21 protein-coding genes are annotated in these 18,410 nt (G+C 65.5%); 17 read left to right on the top strand and 4 right to left on the bottom strand.

The features are described from left to right. Positions 1–13 precede the first annotated feature (13 nt). The 8 genes from hpnD to VA599_RS14145 all read left to right on the top strand — a co-directional run bounded on the left by hpnD (position 14) and on the right by VA599_RS14145 (position 6,595). The gene (hpnD, locus tag VA599_RS14180; protein ID WP_021475117.1) at positions 14–859 is read left to right on the top strand and encodes a presqualene diphosphate synthase HpnD; all 846 of its coding nucleotides are present in this window, start codon (positions 14–16) and stop codon (positions 857–859) included. Beyond that, the gene (hpnE, locus tag VA599_RS14175) at positions 856–2,127 is read left to right on the top strand and encodes a hydroxysqualene dehydroxylase HpnE (RefSeq protein ID WP_346789143.1); all 1,272 of its coding nucleotides are present in this window, start codon (positions 856–858) and stop codon (positions 2,125–2,127) included. The genes hpnD and hpnE overlap by 4 nt, the downstream gene beginning before the upstream one ends. Further along, positions 2,124–2,885, top strand: a complete 762-nt coding sequence (locus VA599_RS14170) for an SDR family oxidoreductase (protein WP_346789141.1) — start codon at positions 2,124–2,126, stop codon at positions 2,883–2,885. Before hpnE ends, VA599_RS14170 begins: the two co-directional genes overlap by 4 nt. 14 nt (positions 2,886–2,899) lie before the next feature. Beyond that, complete coding sequence (locus VA599_RS14165) at positions 2,900–3,436, top strand: hypothetical protein (RefSeq protein ID WP_021477630.1); 537 nt, start codon at positions 2,900–2,902, stop codon at positions 3,434–3,436. Positions 3,437–3,508: 72 nt separating this feature from the next. After that, positions 3,509–4,870: a DNA repair protein RadA gene (gene radA, locus VA599_RS14160; RefSeq protein ID WP_021477629.1), complete on the top strand. Its 1,362-nt coding sequence runs from the start codon at positions 3,509–3,511 to the stop codon at positions 4,868–4,870. A gap of 4 nt (positions 4,871–4,874) precedes the next feature. Next, positions 4,875–5,435 (top strand): sigma-70 family RNA polymerase sigma factor, encoded by a 561-nt coding sequence (locus VA599_RS14155; RefSeq protein WP_104947555.1) that lies wholly within the window; start codon positions 4,875–4,877, stop codon positions 5,433–5,435. After that, positions 5,432–5,626 (top strand): zf-HC2 domain-containing protein, encoded by a 195-nt coding sequence (locus VA599_RS14150; RefSeq protein ID WP_104947554.1) that lies wholly within the window; start codon positions 5,432–5,434, stop codon positions 5,624–5,626. The genes VA599_RS14155 and VA599_RS14150 overlap by 4 nt, the downstream gene beginning before the upstream one ends. A gap of 93 nt (positions 5,627–5,719) precedes the next feature. Beyond that, a complete protein-coding gene (locus tag VA599_RS14145; RefSeq protein ID WP_346789138.1) occupies positions 5,720–6,595 on the top strand; it encodes a hypothetical protein in 876 nt (291 codons plus the stop codon). 48 nt (positions 6,596–6,643) lie between these two features. Here the strand turns inward: VA599_RS14145 and VA599_RS14140 are convergent, their stop codons facing one another. Next, entirely contained in the window at positions 6,644–6,997 is a 354-nt protein-coding gene (locus tag VA599_RS14140; protein ID WP_021477625.1) for a DUF2325 domain-containing protein, read from the bottom strand. 261 nt (positions 6,998–7,258) lie between these two features. On the opposite strand from VA599_RS14140, the gene VA599_RS14135 reads away from it, so the two are divergent. Continuing rightward, on the top strand, positions 7,259–8,050 hold the full coding sequence (locus VA599_RS14135) for a transporter substrate-binding domain-containing protein (protein ID WP_031296516.1): 792 nt from the start codon (positions 7,259–7,261) through the stop codon (positions 8,048–8,050). 34 nt (positions 8,051–8,084) lie between these two features. Here the strand turns inward: VA599_RS14135 and VA599_RS14130 are convergent, their stop codons facing one another. After that, positions 8,085–9,047 (bottom strand): hypothetical protein, encoded by a 963-nt coding sequence (locus tag VA599_RS14130; RefSeq protein ID WP_346789136.1) that lies wholly within the window; start codon positions 9,045–9,047, stop codon positions 8,085–8,087. Positions 9,048–9,151: 104 nt separating this feature from the next. Continuing rightward, positions 9,152–10,771, bottom strand: coding sequence for an ABC1 kinase family protein (locus tag VA599_RS14125; protein WP_346789134.1), 1,620 nt, complete (start codon positions 10,769–10,771; stop codon positions 9,152–9,154). A gap of 123 nt (positions 10,772–10,894) precedes the next feature. Here VA599_RS14125 and VA599_RS14120 point away from each other — a divergent pair, with 123 nt between their 5' ends. The 8 genes from VA599_RS14120 (at position 10,895) to VA599_RS14085 (ending at position 17,025) form a co-directional block, all read left to right on the top strand. Then, entirely contained in the window at positions 10,895–11,629 is a 735-nt protein-coding gene (locus VA599_RS14120) for a C40 family peptidase (RefSeq protein WP_346789133.1), read from the top strand. 61 nt (positions 11,630–11,690) lie between these two features. Beyond that, a complete protein-coding gene (locus VA599_RS14115) occupies positions 11,691–11,912 on the top strand; it encodes a hypothetical protein (RefSeq protein ID WP_021477620.1) in 222 nt (73 codons plus the stop codon). 11 nt (positions 11,913–11,923) lie between these two features. Next, positions 11,924–13,162, top strand: a complete 1,239-nt coding sequence (locus tag VA599_RS14110) for a lipoprotein-releasing ABC transporter permease subunit (protein ID WP_104947549.1) — start codon at positions 11,924–11,926, stop codon at positions 13,160–13,162. After that, on the top strand, positions 13,155–13,847 hold the full coding sequence (gene lolD / locus VA599_RS14105; RefSeq protein ID WP_046156561.1) for a lipoprotein-releasing ABC transporter ATP-binding protein LolD: 693 nt from the start codon (positions 13,155–13,157) through the stop codon (positions 13,845–13,847). Before VA599_RS14110 ends, lolD begins: the two co-directional genes overlap by 8 nt. A gap of 40 nt (positions 13,848–13,887) precedes the next feature. Next, a complete protein-coding gene (locus VA599_RS14100; protein ID WP_346789130.1) occupies positions 13,888–15,177 on the top strand; it encodes a mechanosensitive ion channel family protein in 1,290 nt (429 codons plus the stop codon). A gap of 9 nt (positions 15,178–15,186) precedes the next feature. After that, the gene (locus VA599_RS14095; protein ID WP_021477616.1) at positions 15,187–15,798 is read left to right on the top strand and encodes a response regulator transcription factor; all 612 of its coding nucleotides are present in this window, start codon (positions 15,187–15,189) and stop codon (positions 15,796–15,798) included. Next, the gene (nudB, locus tag VA599_RS14090; RefSeq protein WP_346789129.1) at positions 15,798–16,247 is read left to right on the top strand and encodes a dihydroneopterin triphosphate diphosphatase; all 450 of its coding nucleotides are present in this window, start codon (positions 15,798–15,800) and stop codon (positions 16,245–16,247) included. Before VA599_RS14095 ends, nudB begins: the two co-directional genes overlap by 1 nt. A gap of 133 nt (positions 16,248–16,380) precedes the next feature. After that, on the top strand, positions 16,381–17,025 hold the full coding sequence (locus tag VA599_RS14085) for a nucleotidyltransferase domain-containing protein (RefSeq protein WP_346789127.1): 645 nt from the start codon (positions 16,381–16,383) through the stop codon (positions 17,023–17,025). Positions 17,026–17,059: 34 nt separating this feature from the next. Here VA599_RS14085 and VA599_RS14080 read toward each other — a convergent pair whose 3' ends face one another. Next, the gene (locus VA599_RS14080; protein ID WP_346789126.1) at positions 17,060–18,367 is read right to left on the bottom strand and encodes an MFS transporter; all 1,308 of its coding nucleotides are present in this window, start codon (positions 18,365–18,367) and stop codon (positions 17,060–17,062) included. Between the last annotated feature and the right edge of the window lie 43 nt (positions 18,368–18,410).

Below are 18,410 nucleotides of genomic sequence, written 5' to 3'. Positions count from 1 at the left end.
TGGGGAGAGGCGCGTGACGCCCGATCAGTATTGCGAAGACAAGGCCGCGGCCAGCGGCTCCAGTTTCTACTACAGCTTCCGCTTCCTGCCGGAAGCGCGGCGGAGGGCGATCACCGCGCTGTACGCGTTTTGCCGCGAGGTGGACGACGCGGTGGACGAATGCCACGACCTGAGCGTGGCCCAGGCCAAGCTGGCCTGGTGGCGCGGCCAGGTGCAACGGGCCTACCGCGGCGAGGTGGATCACCCGGTGATGCGCGCGCTGCTGCCGCATCTTGAAGCTTTCCATCTGCCGCAGTCGGAGCTGGAAGAAATCGTCGACGGCATGGAGATGGACCTGAGCATGGTGCGCTATCAGCGTTTCCAGGACCTGCTGCTGTACTGCCACCGGGTGGCAGGCGTGGTGGGCAAGCTGGCGGCGCGCATCTTCGGCTATACCGACGAGCGCACGCTGGAGTACGCGCACGAGCTGGGCGTCGCCTTCCAGCTGACCAATATCATCAGGGATGTCGGCGAGGACGCGCGGCGCGACCGCATCTATCTGCCGATGGAGGAGCTGCAGCGCTTCAACTGCCCGGCGATGGACATTCTGCATTACGAGGAAAGTGATGCCTTCAAGTCGCTGATGGCGTTCCAGATCGAGCGCGCGCACGAGCATTACCGCAAGGCCTGGGAGCTGCTGCCGGCGGCGGATCGCAAATCGCAGCGTCCGGGCCTGCTGATGGCGGCCATTTACCGCGCCACGTTGCGGGAAATCCAGCAGGATGGTCCGGCGAAAGTGTTGAACCAGCGCCTGTCGCTGGGAACCGGCCGCAAGCTGTGGCTGGCCTGGAAAACCTGGACCTTCGGCTACAAGCCGTGAAACCCAGGGTGGCGGTGGTGGGCGCCGGCTGGGCCGGGCTCGCCGCGGCGGTGGAACTGGCCGGCCATGCCGATGTGACCGTCTATGAGGCCGGGCGGGAGCCCGGCGGCCGCGCGCGCTGCATCGGGCGCGCGGAAGACAGGTTTGACAATGGTCAGCACATTTTGCTCGGCGCTTATGCAGAATGCCTGCGCCTGATGCGGACAGTCGGCGCCGATCCCGACCGCTTGCTGCTGCGCAAGCCGCTGCAGTGGCGGCGGGAGGGGGGCCTGAGCCTGGATTGCCCGCGCCTACCCGCGCCGCTGCATCTGGCCGCGGGATTGCTGGCGGCGCGCGGCCTGGGCTGGCGCGACAAATGGCTGCTGGCGCGCGCGCTGGACGGTTTACGGCGCGGCGGCTACCGGCTGGCGCGCGATTGCAGCGTGGCCGCATGGCTGGCGGAGCAAGGCCAGAGCTGCAGGTTGCTCGACGATTTCTGGCGGCCGATGGTGTTGTCGGCGCTGAACACGCCGCCGGAGCAGGCGTCGATGCGCGTGCTGGCCGCCACGCTGCGCGACAGCCTGGGCGCGCAGCGCGCGGACAGCGACCTGTTGCTGCCGGCCGCCGGGCTGTCGGCGCTGTTTCCCGATCCGGCCTGGCGCTGGCTGGCGGAGAGGGGCGCGGATCTGCGCGCCGGATGCCGGGCGCGGCGGATCGCCCCGTTTCAGGATGGTCCGCAAGTGGACGATGAAAGGTATGATGCGGTGATAAGCGCCGTCGCGCCCTATCATGCGGCGGAGCTGCTGGACGAGCCGGCTCTGCGCGCTGCGCTGGAGGCCTACCGCTACTGGCCGATCGCCACCGTCTACTTGTGTTTCGACGTTTCGCCGCGGCTGCCGGCTCCGATGATGGGCGTCAGCGGCGGCGGCATGGACTGGCTGTTCGACCGCGAGGCGCTGGCAGGGGAGGCCGGCCTGGTGGCGGCGGTGCTCAGCGCGCCGACGGCGCTGCCGGACGCCGAGGAACTGGTCGCCAGGGCGCTGGCCGACGCGCGCCGGCTGGCGCCGCATCTGCCCGAACCGGCGCGCAGCCGGGTGATCGTGGAAAAGCGGGCGACGTTCGCCAGCGAGGTCGGCCTGGAGCGGCCGGCGACGCGGACGGCGCAAAGAGGAATCTATCTGGCTGGGGATTGGGCGCATCCCGATTATCCGGCGACGCTCGAGGGGGCGGCGCGCAGCGGCGTGGCCGCGGCGGCGGCCGCATTGCAGGACTTAGGAATAGAACGATGACGATGAAGACCGAGTTTGCCCAAGACGCGCTGGCAGGGCGCGTGATCCTGATCACCGGCGCCTCCCAGGGCGTGGGGCGCGAGGCCGCGCTGGCCTTCGCCCGCCACGGCGCGACCGTGGTGCTGCTCGCGCGCAGCGTCAAGGGGCTGGAGAAGGTCTACGATGAAATCGTGGCGGCCGGCGGGCCGGAGCCGGCGGCGGTGCCGCTGGACTTGCTGAACGCGGGCGAGAACGAATTCAACCAGCTGGCGCTGACCATCAAGCGCGAATTCGATCGCCTGGACGGCATCGTGCATTGCGCCTCGCATTTCTACGCATTGTCGCCGCTGACCAACCAGACCATAGAAGAATGGATGAACCAGTACCGGATCAACACCGTGGCGCCGTTCGCGCTGACCCGCGCCTGCCTGCCGCTATTGAAGGACGCGCCGGACGCGTCGGTGCTGTTCGTCGGCGAGCATCACGCGCTGCATCCGGCGGCTTACTGGGGCGGTTTCGGCGCGTCCAATGCCAGTTTGCCGTACCTGACCAAGGTGGCGGCCGACGAGTGGGAGATGCTGCCCAATCTGCGCGTCAATCTGTTGCTGCCGGGGCCGGTCAATTCGCCGCAGCGCAACCGCACCCATCCGGGCGAGGACAAGAGCGAGCGCGCCGATCTGGCCGATCTGATGCCGCATTTCCTGTATTGGCTGGGCGGCGATAGCCGCGGCCGCCGCGGGGAAGTGGTGGAGCTGGACCTGCGCAAGCCGCGCGGCTGAAACGGGGAGAGGGCATGAAGAGACTGCTGTTGTTGGCCTGCGCGCTGCTGCTGGGTGGCTGCAACTATGTGAACAGCGTGACCGGGCTGAGCAAGGATTCGGACAAGGCGATAGGCGCGGCCTGCCGCCAGACCGGCCGCTCGCTGGAGGAGTGCTACCAGCGCAATCCGAGCGCGGACAAGGCCTTCATCTACGCCGGCTGGCGCGAGATGAACGAGTACATGGCCAAGAACAAGCTGGAAACGATGGAGCCGCTGCCCGAGGCCGCGGCGCAGCCGGCCTCCGGCCCGACGCCGGCGGTGGCCGGCAAACGCGCGGCCAGCGGCTCCACCTCTTCGGCCGGGCAGACCGGTCTGCCCGATCTGATGAGCAGCGAAGAGGCCGACCGCGCCGCCAAGAACGATCCCCAGGTGGCGGCGGTGATGCGCGCGATACGCAACGGCCAGCCGCCGGCCAAGCATTCATCGTCGGCGCCGCCCGAGGACCAGAAGCGCCTGCTCAACATCATCCAGGAATTGAACAAGTCCGACCCGGGCCGCAGCCCGGGCTGAAGCGTTTTTGACTGCCAGTTTCGCGCCGTCCTGCTATCCTTCCGCCTTTGATTCACCCTGAATCCTTCCCTGATGGCCAAGAACAAAACCGTGTTCAGCTGCACCGAGTGCGGCGGACAATCGCCTAAATGGCAGGGCCAGTGCCCGCATTGCAATGCCTGGAACACGCTGACCGAGGCGGTGGCCGCGCCGGCCGCGGCCGGTCCGCGTTTCCAGTCGTGGGCGGCCAACGTCACCAAGGTGCAGAAGCTGTCCGAGGTGCAGACCGAGGAAACCCCGCGCGATCCGTCCGGCATCGACGAACTGGACCGCGTGCTGGGCGGCGGCATCGTCCGCGGCGCGGTGGTGCTGATCGGCGGCGACCCGGGCATCGGCAAGTCCACGCTGCTGTTGCAGGCGCTGTCGCAGATAGGCCAGAACCGCAAGGTGCTGTACGTGTCCGGCGAGGAATCGGCGCAGCAGATCGCGCTGCGCGCGTCCCGGCTGGCGCTGGATACCAGCAGCGTCGACCTGCTGGCCGAAATCTGCATCGAGAACATCCTGGCCACGCTGAAGCGCGAGCAGCCCGAGGTGGTGGTGATCGACTCGATCCAGACGCTGTACACCGAGCAGGTGACTTCGGCGCCGGGCTCGGTGTCGCAGGTGCGCGAATGCGCGGCGCAGCTGACGCGGATGGCCAAGCAGAGCGGCATCACCGTGCTGCTGGTCGGCCACGTCACCAAAGAGGGCTCGCTGGCCGGCCCGCGCGTGCTGGAGCACATGGTGGATACCGTGCTGTATTTCGAGGGCGATTCCCATTCCAGCTACCGGATGATACGCGCGATCAAGAACCGCTTCGGCGCGGTCAACGAGCTGGGCGTGTTCGCGATGACCGATCGCGGCCTGAAGGGCGTGTCCAACCCGTCGGCCATCTTCCTCTCATCGTACCGGGATGACGTCGCCGGCTCCTGCGTGCTGGTGACGCAGGAAGGCACGCGGCCGCTGCTGGTGGAGATCCAGGCGCTGGTGGACGATTGCCACGGCTTCCAGCCCAAGCGCCTCACCGTCGGCCTGGAGCAGAACCGGCTGGCGATGCTGCTGGCGGTGCTGCACCGCCACGGCGGCGTGGCCTGCTTCGACCAGGACGTGTTCCTCAACGCGGTGGGCGGCGTCAAGATCAACGAGCCGGCGGCCGACCTGGCCATCATCCTGGCCATGGTTTCGTCCTTGCGCAACAAGGCGCTGCCGGAGAAGCTGGTGGTGTTCGGCGAGGTGGGCCTGGCCGGCGAGGTGCGGCCGGTGACGCGCGGGCAGGAACGGTTGAAGGAAGCCGCCAAGCTGGGTTTCACCCGCGCCATCGTGCCCAGCGCCAACAAGCCGCGGCAGGAAATCGAGGGCCTGAAGGTATTGGCCGTGGACCGCCTGGACCAGGCGGTGGAATACTGCAGGGAGTAGCGGCATGGTGGATCCGCAAGCGATAGAACAGGAGCGGCCTTATCTGCTGCGTTACGCGCTGGCGCAGTTGCGCGAGCGCGACGCGGCCGAGGAGGCGGTGCAGGAGACGCTGCTGGCGGCGCTGGAGTCGCGGGATAATTTCTCGGGCAAGTCGACTCTGCGCACCTGGCTCACCTCCATTTTGCGTTTCAAGCTGATAGACGCCTTGCGCCGCAAGGGCAAGGAAAAGCTGTTCGAATCGCTGGACGATGAGTGCGATGATAGCGATTTCGACGGCTTGTTCACCCAGGATGGCCATTGGCGCGAGCCGATGCGCGCCTGGAGCGGGCCGGAGTCGCAGCTGGTTTCCAAGCAGTTCTGGCAGGTGTTCGAGGAGTGCTCCAAGGTGATGCCGCGCCGCACCGCGATGGTGTTCGCGATGCGCGAGGTGATGGGGATGGAGATCGCCGACATCTGTAACAATCTCGAGATCACCGCGACTAACTGTTCAGTGCTGCTGTACCGCGCGCGGATGAGCCTGCGCGAATGTTTTTCAATACGCTGGAGCCGGGAGGACGAGCGATGAAGTTGAGTTGCCGCGCGGCCAGCCGGCTGATATCCATTGGGATGGACCGCCCGCTGGGCATGGGGGAGTTGCTCAAGCTGAGAATGCATTTGGCGCTGTGCGGCAACTGCCGGCAGTTTTCGCGGCAGCTGGATGCGCTGCGGGATGCCGCGCGCCGGGCGGGCAGGGGAGACGACGCGTCCGGCGATTAATGCTTTTGACATTTTTGCGCGCACTGGAGACACTGGGCCTTTCTTTTTTGGAAAGGCTTTTTCATGTCTGTGATTGCTGTTCTCGATGCATTGATGCGAACCCATGACGACCGCCCGGACGAGGCGATCGCGCAATTGCCCGCCTTGCTCGCGTCTCCGGGCCTTCCCGCTGCTTCGCTCTCGAGAGCGGCCTGGCTGGCCAACCATTTGCTGGGCGAAAAAAGGGGCGATTGGCGGGGGGCCTGGACCCTGTTGAAGGCGATGCCTCTGGCCGATGCCGGTCCGGCGCTGCTGCGCCATTGCGTGGTGGCCGCCACGCTGGCCGGCGACGCTTTGGCGGCCTGGCGCCTGGAGCGGCAATGCCTGGCGGGAGGCGCGAGCGCCGACGGAGCCCGCCTCGCGATCCGGCTTGAGGTGCTGCTCGGCGCGCTGGGCGGCGCTCCGCTGCGGGAATCGCTGACCGAGTTCGCTGTCCTGCAGGCGGCTTTGGAGCTGGGCGAGTCCGGCGAGACCGATGCCGCGCTGGCGGCGCTGGTCAGCAATATCGTGTCGGCCTTTCTGGAGAGACACGAGCTTGATGCCCGAGATCCGTTCTGCGAGGAGACGCTGTTCAATGGCGCGCGGATCGCCAGGCTGCTATGGGGCAGGGCGGGAGACTGGGTCAACCACGAACGGGCGGAATACCTGCGAGCGCTGACGGCGAACCGTTTCGAGCGCTGGCCGGATGGCTTGCTGGCCGCCGACGCGGGCCTGGCCCTGATCGCGGCCAATGGCGAGGAGGAGGTGGACCGCGCTTTCCTGTTGCTGGAGCGGGCGCGGGCGCTGGGCGGATCGGGCCGCCAGGCTGAGGCGGAAGCGGCTTGTGCCGAGGCGCAGGCGTTGGCGGCCTCGTTCGATTCAGATCTGCGTCCTTGGTTCGACGACTGCGCGCGGCGGGCAAAAAGAGAGCCGGCTGTGGCCGGCTCGTGAAGCTACAAAGGTAAGAGCTTAGAGAAAAATCTTGCTGAAACAGACGCTTCAACGCTTGCGTTTGATCGGCTTGTCGCCGCCGCCGCGTTGCGGGCAAGCGGCGCAAGGCTGCTCGCACATGCCGGCGCCGGTCAGCGATTGCTTGAGCGCGCAGACCGAACGCCGACAGGCGATGAAGCGGATCTGTTGTTCGGCCGCCAGTTCGCGGAAATGGCGCATCACGTTGTGGCCGAGAAAATCGGTGAACAGGATCAGCAGATCGGTGCCGGCGGGCAGGCGGTCCACCTTGCGTTGATGCGAGCTGTTGCGGCCGCTCAGGTGGCGGTGGATGGTGATGCCGTAGTTCTGCAGCACGTCGGGGATGTTGCCCAGAGTGTCGGCTCCAACCAGCATGGCGTTCATCGTGGCGTTCTCCTGTGTGAGTTTTTGAAAATGATAATAATTATCATTCGCAGAGTCAATCCTGTTTTTCAAGGTCTTTTTTACTCCGCAACCGAATGATCCGATTCCGTCTGGCCATGCCTGAAGTGGAGGCTGTGGCGCAAAGCATTGCGTGGAAAGGATTTTTTACGGATTTGACCTGGCCGCCGGACGGCCATCGCCTATGGTGTAAGGAATGGTTTTTGCCCTTAGTGCCAGTGCGGCGGCGGAGCGGGAGGCGATATGACTTTGGCCGGTTGGAAAGGATGGGCGCTTTGCGCGCTGTTGCTATTGCCGCAGATTCCGGCGCTAGCGGGCGGCGAAGAATGGGCGCGCATTCGGCGTGACGGCGCGTTGCAGATCGGTCTGGAAGGCACCTTTCCGCCCTATAGCCAATTGGCGGGCGGCCAGTTGCAGGGCTTCGAGGTGGATTTCGGCCGGGCGCTGGCCGCGCAGATGGGTGTGGAGGCGCGTTTTCAGACCATGGTTTGGGATCATATGCTGGACAATCTGGCGGCCGGCCGGATGGATGTGGTGATCAACCAGGTGGTGGCGACGCCGGAACGCAGGAAGCGCTTCGAATTTTCCATTCCCTACACTTACTCCGGGCTGCAGCTGGTGGTGCGCAAGCCGGATTTGCCGCGCTTCCACGGCGCCGGGGACTTGGCCGGCGCCCATGTCGGGGTCAGCGCGGGCACCAATTATGAGCAATGGCTGCGCGACAACGCGCCGCAGGCCCACATCCATCGTTACCCGGACGATCCGACGAAATACGACGGCCTGCGTCGCGGCGAGGTGGACGCCATCGTGATCAACCGGCTGGCGGCCTTCAACCTGGCGCAGAAGACGCAGGGCGAGCTGGCGCCCGCCGGCCGCATGCTGGCGCGGGAAGACGCCTGCGTGGTGCTGCGCAAAGGCAGTCCTCAGTTGCTGGCGGCGGTGAACCGGGCGATAGGCCACTTGCAGCGCGACGGCACCTTGCAGACGCTGTCGCGCAAGTGGTTCAAGGCGGACATCGTCAGCCGGCCGCAGTAGGCGGCCGGCCTGGGGCGCCGTCTTCTGGCCGAATTCAGCCGTAGATGTCCAGCTGGCTGATCATGCCGGCCTGGCCATCCTCCTTGACGAATACGCCGGCGCGCCGCATCTGCGCCTGCGGGTCGGCGTCGCTTGCGTTGGCGCGCATGGTCAGCGGCGCGTCCACGCTGGGCAGCAGGATGGCGCCGATGCCGGCGTCCTTCAGCGAACTCAGCTGATCCTTGCCGTCGCTGCCGCGGCCGGTCCAGATCTTGAGCTGGGCGAAGGCGGGATCGCTCTCGTCGATCACGCCGTCGTGGTTGCTGTCCAGCTTGGCCAGGTCGGCGAAGCCATTGCCGGACTGCGGGCCGAACAACTCGCTGCCGTCATTGATCTTGCCGTCGCCGTTCTTGTCCAGCGCCAGCCAGCCGCCCTGGCTGGAGAAGGGCAAACTCACCATCTGTCCGCTGCGCTGCAGATCGAAGCTGACGCTGGCGCCGTCCAGGCTGCCGGCGCCGCCGCCCAGATTGACCATCAGCGGATCGCAGCTTTGCTTGCCGCCGGACTGGTAGCTCTGGCTGCTGTGGTATTGGTAGCTGCTCTGCATCTGCATGTTCAGCGAGAATTGCAGTTGCTTGCCGTCCTGGATGGTGATCTGGCCTTTGGCGGTGAAACTCAGTTGTTGCTGTTGCTGGTAGTCGATGTCCTGCTGAGCGCTGACGGTGGGGTCGGGGATGGCGGAGAGTTGCGAATTCTCGGGCCGGAGCGGGAACAGGCGCAGCAGCTTGAAATGGACGCCGAAAGCCTTTTCCAGTATCGCCTCGATCAGGCTGTAGACCGCATCCTTGTCCGAGCTCAACTGGTCGAGCAGGCTGGCCTGCGTCGCCTGGTTGCTCAGCTGCACGTTGTCGGCGGAGCTTGGCTGCGGGGAAGCCACGGAGAGGGTCTGGGTGACGCTGAGGGATTGGCTCTGGCTGAAGCTGCTGCCGAGGCTGACGGTGGCGGAGGCGATTTTCATGGCGGCGTCCCTTAAGGCGTACCCCCTCGCTATCGACCCGCCTCCGCCCGACTTGATGCCGCAGTTCCCCGTATTGCCAATGGTTCCAATGCTCGTACCAGCGGTTATAAGTCCTTGCCCGAACGCCAGATCGACCAGACCAGCCACACGCTGTTGAACAGCGCCAGCATGAAGCCGAAGAAGCCGAAGAAGGGCAGGCCGAACAGCTTGGGGCCGGCGTTGACGGTCATCACGATCGACGAGCCTATGATCAGGCAGCCGGTGACGATGCCCATGGTCAGCCGGTTGCTGCTGCGGTCCAGCTGCTTGCCGAAGCTGTCCAGCCGCTGCAGGTCGAGGTTGACGCGGAACTTGCCGTGACGCATGTCGCGGCCGATGCGGACCAGGTCGCGGGGCAGGCCGGCTATCATTTCCAGTCCTTCGGACAGCGACTGGCGGCCGCGCTTGAGCAGCGCTGCCGGATGGTAGCGGGCGACGATCAACTCCTTGACGAAGGGGGTGATGTGCGCGACCAACTGGAATTCAGGGTTCAGCTGCCGGCCCAGGCCTTCCAGCGTCACCAGCGCCTTGAACAGCATCGCCATGTCCGGCGGCAGCACGATGCCGTGATTGCGGATCAGCGCCATGATGTCGCCGATCAGCTGGCTGATGTTGAGCCCCTTCAGCGGAACGTGTTCGTACTGGAACATGAATTCGCCGACCTCGTCGGCGAATTTCGGCATGTCCACCGGCGTGTTGCCGGTCCATTCGACCAGCACGTCGATGATGCCGTGCTCGTTTCGCTCGGCCACCGCTGACAGCAGGTCGACGATTTCGTCGCGCCGCACGTGGCTGATGCGGCCCACCATGCCGAAATCGATGAAGGCGATGCGATGCTCGGCCAGGAAGAACACGTTGCCGGGGTGGGGGTCGGCGTGGAAGAAGCCGTTGACCAGGATCATCTTCAGCACCGCGTCGGCGCCGCGTTGGGCCAGCAGCACCGGGTCCAGGCCGCTGTCGCGCAGTCGGGCCAGATCGCTGGCCGGCACGCCGTCGACGTAGCTCTGCACGTTGACCGCGGCGTTGGTGTATTCCCAATGCACTGTCGGCACTTCGACGAAGGGGTCGTCGATGAAATCCCGGGCGAAACGCTCCATATTGCGCGCCTCGATCGCCAGGTCCAGCTCGCGGCGCAGCGAGCGCGAGAACTGGGCGACGATGCCGGACGGCTGGTAGCGGCGCAGCTCGGGAAACTCCAACTCCAGCAGGTGGGCCAGGTGGGCGAGTATGCGCAGGTCGGCTTCCACCTTGTCGGCGATGCCGGGCCGGCGCAGTTTCACCGCCACCTCGCTGCCGTCCTTCAGCCGCGCCCGGTGGACTTGGGCGATGGACGCGGAGCCTATCGGCTGCATGTCGAACTCGGCGAACAGCTGGTCGGCCTCGGCGCCCAGCGCGTCGACTATCAGCTTGCGCACCATGGCCGGCGGCAGCGGCGGCACCCGGTTCTGCAGCTTCTCGAATTCGTCTATCCAGTCCGGCGGGAACACGTCCACGCGGGTGGACAGGATCTGCCCCAGCTTGATGAAGGTGGGCCCCAGCTCCTCGAACGCCAGCCTCACCCTAACCGCCGTCGGCTGGCCGGATTCGCGGTCCGGCAGCGACAGGTTCAGCCATTCTCCGGCCTTTTCCATCGCGCGCGGCAACTTCAGCCGCTGAGCGAACTCTCCCAGTCCATGACGGATCAAAATTCCGCTGATTTCTCTTAACCGCGGTAAGTCCCGCATTGCAATCAAGGTTTCCCGAATCATGTGCTTTTCGCCGTCCCGCTTGGCTTTACACTACCGGTCCCGTCCGATAGAGTGCGGCCTATGAAATTGCAACTCCGCTTATCAGCGCTGGCGCTGGCGGGCTTCATGGTTTTTGCCCAGGCCGCGCCAGACAAGGCCCCGACCGAGGGGAAAGCCGCCGCCGACAGTTCGGCGACGGACAAATCGGACGATCCCATCTCCAAGTACGCCGCTCCGCAAGAGGATGCGGTGGGCGACTTGCTTTTGCAAGCGATGAGCCTGTTGGGCGTCGCCTATCGCTTCGGCGGCAACACGCCGGACGACGGCCTGGACTGCAGCGGCTTCATTCGTTACGTGTTCCAGAAATCGCTGCGGGTGAACCTGCCGCGCACCGCGGCCGAAATGGCCCGGGTGGGCAAGTCGGTCGGCCGCGGCGAACTGATGCCGGGCGACCTGGTGTTCTTCAACACCCTGGGCCGCAGCTACTCCCATGTCGGCATCTACATGGGCAACAACAAATTCATCCACGCGCCGCGAACCGGCAAGAACATCGAGGTGTCGAACCTGTCGCAGAGCTACTGGACCGCGCGTTACAATGGCGCGCGCAGGGTCAATCGTAGCACCGCCTTGCAGGCCGCCGATACCTCCGATGACGTCAGCGTGAAAATCGCGGCGAAGCCGTCCCCGGCGCCGGAAGCGGCGAAATGCCGCAAGGGCAGGAAATGCAAGGCGGCCGCCGAGCCCAAGGGCAAGAAGGGCTCCAAGGCGCAAAAGGCGGCGAAATCCGTCGGCAAGAAGAAAAAGGGCCGGCACTGAGCGGTCCGGCCGAGCGACGATGCCCGCTTTTCGCGGGCATCGTGTTTTCAGGAACAGGAATATGGCATTGAAAATCGAAATACCGGTATGGCGCGACCCGGAGGGCAACGTCGTCGCCTGCGTCGAGAAGCTGAAGGTGATGCGCGAGAACCTGGAGGAAATCGCCCAGATGGCCCAGGACGCGTTCGAGGACGCGGTGCTGATGGGCTGCGAGGAGCAGCAGGTGCGCGACTTCCTGGTGGCGATGATGCAGAGCCTGGACAATCCCTACCGTTCCGAGTGAGAAAACCCGAGATGCCATTTGAAGCCTTTATCGGGCTGCGCTACCTGCGCGCCAAGCGCCGCAACGGATTCATCTCCTTCATTTCCCTGATTTCCATCGTCGGCATAGCCCTTGGCGTGGCGGCGCTGATCATCGTGCTGTCGGTGATGAACGGGTTCCAGAAGGAAATCCGCGGCCGCATTCTCAGCGTGGCTTCCCACCTGGAAGTCAGCGGCTACGACGGCCGCCTCGCCGGCTGGCGCGACGCGCAGGCGATGCTGGTCAAGCAGCCGCACGTGCAGGCGGCTGCGCCCTTTGTCAGCAGCCAAGGCCTGTTCGTCGCCTACGGCAATGTGCGCGGCGGCCTGGTGCGCGGCATCGAGCCCGCGCTGGAAAACAAGGTTGTGGACGTGGGCCATCACATGGTGTCCGGCAAGCTGGAAGACCTGAAGCCAGGCAGCTTCGGCATGACGCTGGGCGTGGAGCTGGCGCGCCAGCTGGGCGTGGGCGTCGGCGACAAGGTGACGCTGATGACGCCGCAGGGCAACATCACGCCGGCCGGGATGGTGCCGCGCTCCAAGCAGTTCACCGTGGTGGGCATCTTCAAGGTGGACATGTTCGAATTCGACGCCTCGCTGGCGATGGTCAATCTGCGCGACGCCCAGGTGCTGGAGCGGATGGGCGATTCCGTCAGCGGCGTGCGGCTGCGGCTGGATGACCCGATGCTGGCGCCGCAACTGAAGGCCGAGCTGCGGCCGCAGCTGCCGCAACTGCTGGTCACCGACTGGACCGACACCAACGCCAATTACTTCCGCGCGGTGCAGATCGAGAAGCGGATGATGACCATCATCCTGACGCTGATCGTCGCGGTGGCGGCGTTCAACCTGGTATCCACGCTGGTGATGGTGGTGACCGACAAGCAGGCCGATATCGCCATCCTGCGCACGCTGGGCGCGTCGCCCGGCAGCATCATGAAGATCTTCGTGATCCAGGGCGCGGTGGCCGGGGTGCTGGGCACGCTGGCCGGGGTGGCCAGCGGCGTGGTGATCGCGCTGAACCTGGACGTGATCGTGCCTGTGATCGAACGCATCATCGGCACCAAGATCCTGTCCAGCGACGTCTATATGATCGATTATCTGCCGTCCGACGTGCAGTGGGGCGACGTGTCCACCATCACCATCATTTCGCTGCTGCTGGCCCTGTTCGCCACCCTGTATCCCAGCTGGCGCGCCTCGCGCACCCAGCCGGCGGAGGCCCTGCGCTATGAATAAGGTATTGAGCTGCCGCTCGCTCGGCAAACGCTACCAGGAAGGCAAGCTGGCGCTGGACGTGCTGGCCGACGTGAATCTGGAAGTGGGCAAGGGCGAGCACCTGGCCATCGTCGGCGCGTCCGGCTCCGGCAAAAGCACGCTGCTGCATTTGCTGGGCGGGCTGGACACGCCGACCTCCGGCGCGGTGGAGGTGCTGGGCCGCGATCTGTCCACGCTGTCCGAGACCGAGCGCGGCAGGCTGCGCAACGAGTCGATGGGCTTCGTCTATCAGTTCCATCACCTGCTGCCGGAATTCACCGCGCTGGAAAACGTGATGATGCCGTTGTTGATCCGCCGGATGGACAAGGGCGAGGCCGCCCGCCGCGCCGGCGAAATGCTGGAGAAGGTAGGGCTGGGCAAGCGCCTGGAGCACAAGCCGGGCGAGTTGTCAGGCGGCGAGCGCCAACGCGCCGCCATCGCCCGCGCGCTGGTGACGCAGCCGGCCTGTCTGCTGGCCGACGAGCCCACCGGCAATCTGGACGTCCATACCGCCGGCCAGGTGTTCGAGCTGATGCTGGAATTGAACCGCACGCTGGGCACCAGCCTGATCATCGTTACCCACGACCTGGAACTGGCCGGCCGCACCCAGCGGGTACTGCGCCTGAATGAAGGCCGGCTGGCGGCGTCGGATGCCGTTTCTGCCTGACGGCGGCTTGCCCGCCGCGTTTTGACCAAGGAGTCGGACATTGCTGTTCATCCGCAAGGAAATGAATTTTTTCGCGCTGCTTGACGCGCTGCAGACCAAGAACGGCCTGATCGAGCTGGCGCTGGGCCTGCTGTGCGTGATCGCCGCCTATGCGCTGGCCCGCCGGCTGTATCGCTACTGGTTTGCTCATAACCCTGAGCGCTACGACCAGTTCTTGCCCTATACCGGTTTCCGGCTGGTGCTGCCGGTATCGGCCCAGGTGCTGGTGGTGCTGGCCAGCTTCACCTGGGGCCGGCTGGAGCACGCGCCGATGCTGGTGCTGCACATCCTGAGCGCGCTGCTGTTCTGGCTGGCGGTGATCCGCCTTTGCACGGCGGTGGTGCGCCAGGCCTTCCCGCACAGCCGCTTCGAGCGGCATTCCGAGCACTTTCTGGCCTCGGCCTTGTGGCTGGGCTTCGTCAGTTGGACCATAGGCTTCGACGTGGCGGTGATGGATTGGCTGGAGTCGATCTCCTTCTACGTGGGCAAGACCCGGCTGGACCTGCTGACCATTCTCAACGGCCTGCTGTGGGTGACGGTGATCGTGGTGGTGGCGCTGTGGGCGAGCCGCCTGATCGAAGCCCGCATCATGAAGCTCAAGCACCTCGATTCCAACCTGCGCATCGTGTTCGCCAAGCTGACCCGCACCGGCCTGGTGGTGGCCTCGGTGCTGGTGGCGCTGCCGGTGATGGGGATAGACCTGACCGTGCTGTCGGTATTCGGCGGCGCGGTGGGTATCGGCCTGGGCCTGGGTTTGCAGAAGATCGCCAGCAATTTCGTGTCCGGCTTCATCATCCTGCTTGACCACTCCATCCGCATCGGCGACCGGCTGATGGTGGACAACCGCGTCGGCTACGTGACCAAGATGACCTCGCGCTATGTAGTGTTGAAGGGTTCCGACGGCACCGAGGCGCTGATCCCCAACGACGCGCTGATGTCCAACACGGTGATCAACCAGTCCTACTCCGACAAGAATATGTGGACCAGCCTGCCGGTGTCGGTGGCTTACGGCACCGATCTGGACCTGGCGCTCAGCCTGCTCAAGCAGGCGTCGGACCATCCGCGCGTGCTGAAGAATCCGGGCGCCAACGCCTTCGTCACCCTGTTCGCCGACAGCGGCATCAATCTGGAGCTGGGCTTCTGGGTTGCGGATCCGGAGAACGGCTTCATGGGCCTGAAATCGGACATCAACCTGGCTATCTGGCGGCTGTTCAAGCAGCACAATATCGAAATCCCCTTCCCGCAGCGGGAAGTGCGCATCGTCGGCGACAAGCCGGCGGGGCAGGGCTGAGGAGGCATCATGAGCGCGAAACGGCTGGCCATCATCGACGACGACGAGGCGGTGCGGCAGTCGCTGCTGTGGCTGCTGGATGGCCAGGGCTACCGCGCCGACGGCTTCGACAGCGGCGAGACCTTCCTGGCCGCTGGCAACGGACATGACTACAACGGCATTGTCCTGGACCTGCGGCTGTCGGGCATCAGCGGCATCGTGTTGCTGGAGAAGCTGGCGGACTGGCCGTACTGCCCGCCGGTGATCATGCTGACCGCGCACGGCGATGTGCCGCACGCGGTGGCGGCGCTGAAGCTGGGCGCGCTCGATTTCATCGAGAAGCCGTTTGACGATGTGCGCCTGCTGGAGCGCGCGGCGGCGGCGGTGGAGCTGGACGAGCAGAACCGCCAGCGCCACGGCCTGCAGCGCAAGGTGTCGGCGGCGCTGGCGCTGCTGACCGAGCGCGAGCGCGAGGTGATGCAGCTGATCCTGGCCGGCAAGCTGAACAAGCAGATCGCCGAGGAGCTCAGCATCAGCATGAAGACGGTGGAGGTCCACCGCTCGCGGGTGTTCGAGAAGATGGGCGTCAAGTCGGCGGTGGAGCTGGCCGGCATGCTGGCCGCTCCGGGAGGCAAGATCTGATGGGCAGCAAGCAGCCGGTGTCGGTGCTGGTGGTGATCCATAGCCGCGATGGCCGGGCCCTGCTGATGGAGCGGGCCGACAAGCCCGGCTACTGGCAGTCGGTGACCGGCAGCCGCGAGGGCGTCGAAGACCTGATCGACACCGCCTGCCGCGAAGTGGCGGAGGAAACCGGTCTGGACGCGTCCCGTTTCGAACTGAGCGACTGGCATCTGGTCAATCGCTACGAAATCTACCCGCACTGGCGCCACCGCTACCCGGAAGGCGTCACCCACAACGACGAGCATGTGTTCGGCCTGCTGCTGCCCTCACCCTGCGAGGTGGCGCTGGCGCCGCGCGAGCATCTGGGCTACCGCTGGCTGCCATGGGACGAAGCCGCCGAGCTGGCGTTCTCGCCGTCCAACGCCGAGGCGCTGCGCATGCTGCCGAAGAGGCTGGGTCTGACGACTTGAGCTATTCGCGCCAAATCATGAAAAAGCCCGCCTTGGCGGGCTTTTTCATATCCGGGGCCAGGGTTTGCCATCCGGATATGAGTTTGGCATTGATGGTATGCTCAGACGCTCGCGATCGCCCGAAGGAGCTTGCATGGAGTGGATGGATTTGTTGCCGCGCATCATCGCCGAGCTAGATCGCGACAAGCGCTTGCATACGGTGTTGCTATACGGTTCCCGTGCCGACGGTAGCGCCAATCAGGGCAGCGATTACGATATTGCCGCTTTCGGCGCTGTGGAGCGGGTGACGCGGGATACCCGCCGCATAGATGGCGAGTACCTTGATCTGTTCCTGTATCCCGACACCGCGCTGGACGAACCGACCGAAGCGCATCTGGCGCTGCGGGGAGCCAAAATCCTGCGCCAGCGGGGCGAGTCGGCGAGCCGCTTTTTGGCTAGCCTGGAAACCCTTCATGCTGCCGGGCCGGAGGCATTGCCGGAGGATGAGTTGCAGGCGCGTCGCGATTGGGCGCACAAGATGGCGGCGCGGATCCAACGCGGGGATGTCGAAGGCGATTACCGCCGCGCCTGGTTGCTGATGGCTTTGCTGGAAGACTATTTCGTTTTGCGGGGGCTGTGGTACGAGGGGCCGAAAAAGGCGCTGCGATGGCTGGAGCGGCACGACGGGCAAAGCCGGGAGGCTTTCGAGCAGGGCTTGAAACCCAATGCGGGGAATGAAGCCATAGCGAAGCTGGTGTTGAGCGTGGCGGGGCCGCTGCGGGTCAGCGCGATGGAATGAAAAACCCCGGCTCGCGCCGGGGCGGGGGACGGCCTTAGTCCGGGGAGACGCCGGGCTCGGGCAGTTGTTCGATGCGGCCCAGCAGGAAGACGAAGGCCAGGATGCCGATCACCAGCATGAAGCCGGCCACCATGAAAGCGTTGGCGAAGGAGTGGGTGGCGCCGACGATGAAGCCGGTGACGATGGGGGCGACCGCGCCCATCATATTGTTGGCGAAGTTCATGATGCCGCCGACGGTGCCGGTGCCGCCGCGCGGCGCGATCAGCGACGGCAGCGACCAGCCCACTGGAGCGGCGGCGGCCAGGCCGCTGAGGGCGATGGTGATCCAGATGATGGCGATATAGGGGTCGGTCGTCGTCGTCGCGCCGAACACCGCCATGCCCATGGCCATCCCGCACAGCAGCACCGTCTTGCGCACGTGGGTTTCATCGTGGCCGCGGGCGATCAGCTTGTCTATCAGCCAGCCGCCGACGAACAGGTCGGACAGGGTGGCGAACATCCATGGGATGGCGGAAAACCATGCCGATTTCAGGATGTCCATATGCATCGCCTGCACCAGATAGCCGGGCAGCCAGGTGAGGAACAGGTAGAACACATAGCCGTAGGCGGCGAAGCCGATGGACAGCCCCCACACTTTGCGCTGGCGCAGCAGGTAGCCCAGCATCGCCATCGAGCTTTGCTGGCTGACGCCTTCCTCGGCCGCGCCGCCCTGGACGATGTATTGGCGCTCGGCCTCGGTCAGTTTTTTGTCGGCGCTGGGGTCGCGGTAGATCAGGTAGAAGGCGATGAAGTACAGCAGGCTGAGGATGGCGGACACGCCGAAGCCCCAGCGCCAGCCCAGGTGCACCACGGCCAAGGCCACCATCGGCACGCCTATCACGTTGGAGAATTTCGCGGCGGCGTCGAAGATGGCGGTGGCCATCGCCCGCTCGCGGCGGGGAAACCAGTAGCCGGTGGCTTTGGAGCTGACCGGGAAGCCCGGCGCTTCGGCGACGCCCAGCAGCATGCGGGCGGCGAAAATGCCGGCGAAACCGCCGGCGCAGGCGGTGAGGGTGGCGGCCACGCCCCACAGCAGCGCGCCCAGGCGGCCGATGCGGGTGGTGCCGAAGCGGTCCAGCACCACGCCGGTGGGAATCTGCAGCAGCGCGTAGCTCCAGAAGAAGGCGCTGAACAGCAGGCCCAGCTCGCCGTTGCTCAGGCCGAACTCCTGCTGCAGCTGCGGCGCGGCCACCGACAGGCTGATGCGGTCGAAATAATTGACCAGGATGCCGATGCCCAGCAGCCAGCCTATGCGCCAGCGGCGGGCGGGAACCTTGAATTGTTGCGGGGACGGGGCGTTCATTGTTGTTCTCCTCTTTGATACTGCCTTTGCGTTGAAACGGTTG

Source organism: Chromobacterium indicum (genome assembly GCF_039708975.1).
In the GTDB taxonomy this organism is placed as follows: Bacteria; Pseudomonadota; Gammaproteobacteria; order Burkholderiales; family Chromobacteriaceae; genus Chromobacterium; species Chromobacterium piscinae.
This window is presented reverse-complemented; position numbering and strand designations above follow the sequence as displayed.

Bases quoted from the DNA above. Each gene is read 5' to 3' on its own strand.
- VA599_RS14080 (WP_346789126.1), bottom strand. From the start codon at position 18,367: ATGAACGCCCCGTCCCCGCAACAATTCAAGGTTCCCGCCCGCCGCTGG.
- VA599_RS14150 (WP_104947554.1), top strand. From the start codon at position 5,432: ATGAAGTTGAGTTGCCGCGCGGCCAGCCGGCTGATATCCATTGGGATG.
- VA599_RS14140 (WP_021477625.1), bottom strand. From the start codon at position 6,997: ATGAACGCCATGCTGGTTGGAGCCGACACTCTGGGCAACATCCCCGAC.
- VA599_RS14130 (WP_346789136.1), bottom strand. From the start codon at position 9,047: ATGAAAATCGCCTCCGCCACCGTCAGCCTCGGCAGCAGCTTCAGCCAG.
- VA599_RS14085 (WP_346789127.1), top strand. From the start codon at position 16,381: ATGGAGTGGATGGATTTGTTGCCGCGCATCATCGCCGAGCTAGATCGC.
- radA (WP_021477629.1), top strand. From the start codon at position 3,509: ATGGCCAAGAACAAAACCGTGTTCAGCTGCACCGAGTGCGGCGGACAA.
- VA599_RS14115 (WP_021477620.1), top strand. From the start codon at position 11,691: ATGGCATTGAAAATCGAAATACCGGTATGGCGCGACCCGGAGGGCAAC.
- VA599_RS14120 (WP_346789133.1), top strand. From the start codon at position 10,895: ATGAAATTGCAACTCCGCTTATCAGCGCTGGCGCTGGCGGGCTTCATG.
- VA599_RS14155 (WP_104947555.1), top strand. From the start codon at position 4,875: ATGGTGGATCCGCAAGCGATAGAACAGGAGCGGCCTTATCTGCTGCGT.
- VA599_RS14165 (WP_021477630.1), top strand. From the start codon at position 2,900: ATGAAGAGACTGCTGTTGTTGGCCTGCGCGCTGCTGCTGGGTGGCTGC.
- VA599_RS14135 (WP_031296516.1), top strand. From the start codon at position 7,259: ATGACTTTGGCCGGTTGGAAAGGATGGGCGCTTTGCGCGCTGTTGCTA.
- VA599_RS14145 (WP_346789138.1), top strand. From the start codon at position 5,720: ATGCGAACCCATGACGACCGCCCGGACGAGGCGATCGCGCAATTGCCC.
- VA599_RS14110 (WP_104947549.1), top strand. From the start codon at position 11,924: ATGCCATTTGAAGCCTTTATCGGGCTGCGCTACCTGCGCGCCAAGCGC.
- VA599_RS14095 (WP_021477616.1), top strand. From the start codon at position 15,187: ATGAGCGCGAAACGGCTGGCCATCATCGACGACGACGAGGCGGTGCGG.
- VA599_RS14170 (WP_346789141.1), top strand. From the start codon at position 2,124: ATGACGATGAAGACCGAGTTTGCCCAAGACGCGCTGGCAGGGCGCGTG.
- lolD (WP_046156561.1), top strand. From the start codon at position 13,155: ATGAATAAGGTATTGAGCTGCCGCTCGCTCGGCAAACGCTACCAGGAA.
- nudB (WP_346789129.1), top strand. From the start codon at position 15,798: ATGGGCAGCAAGCAGCCGGTGTCGGTGCTGGTGGTGATCCATAGCCGC.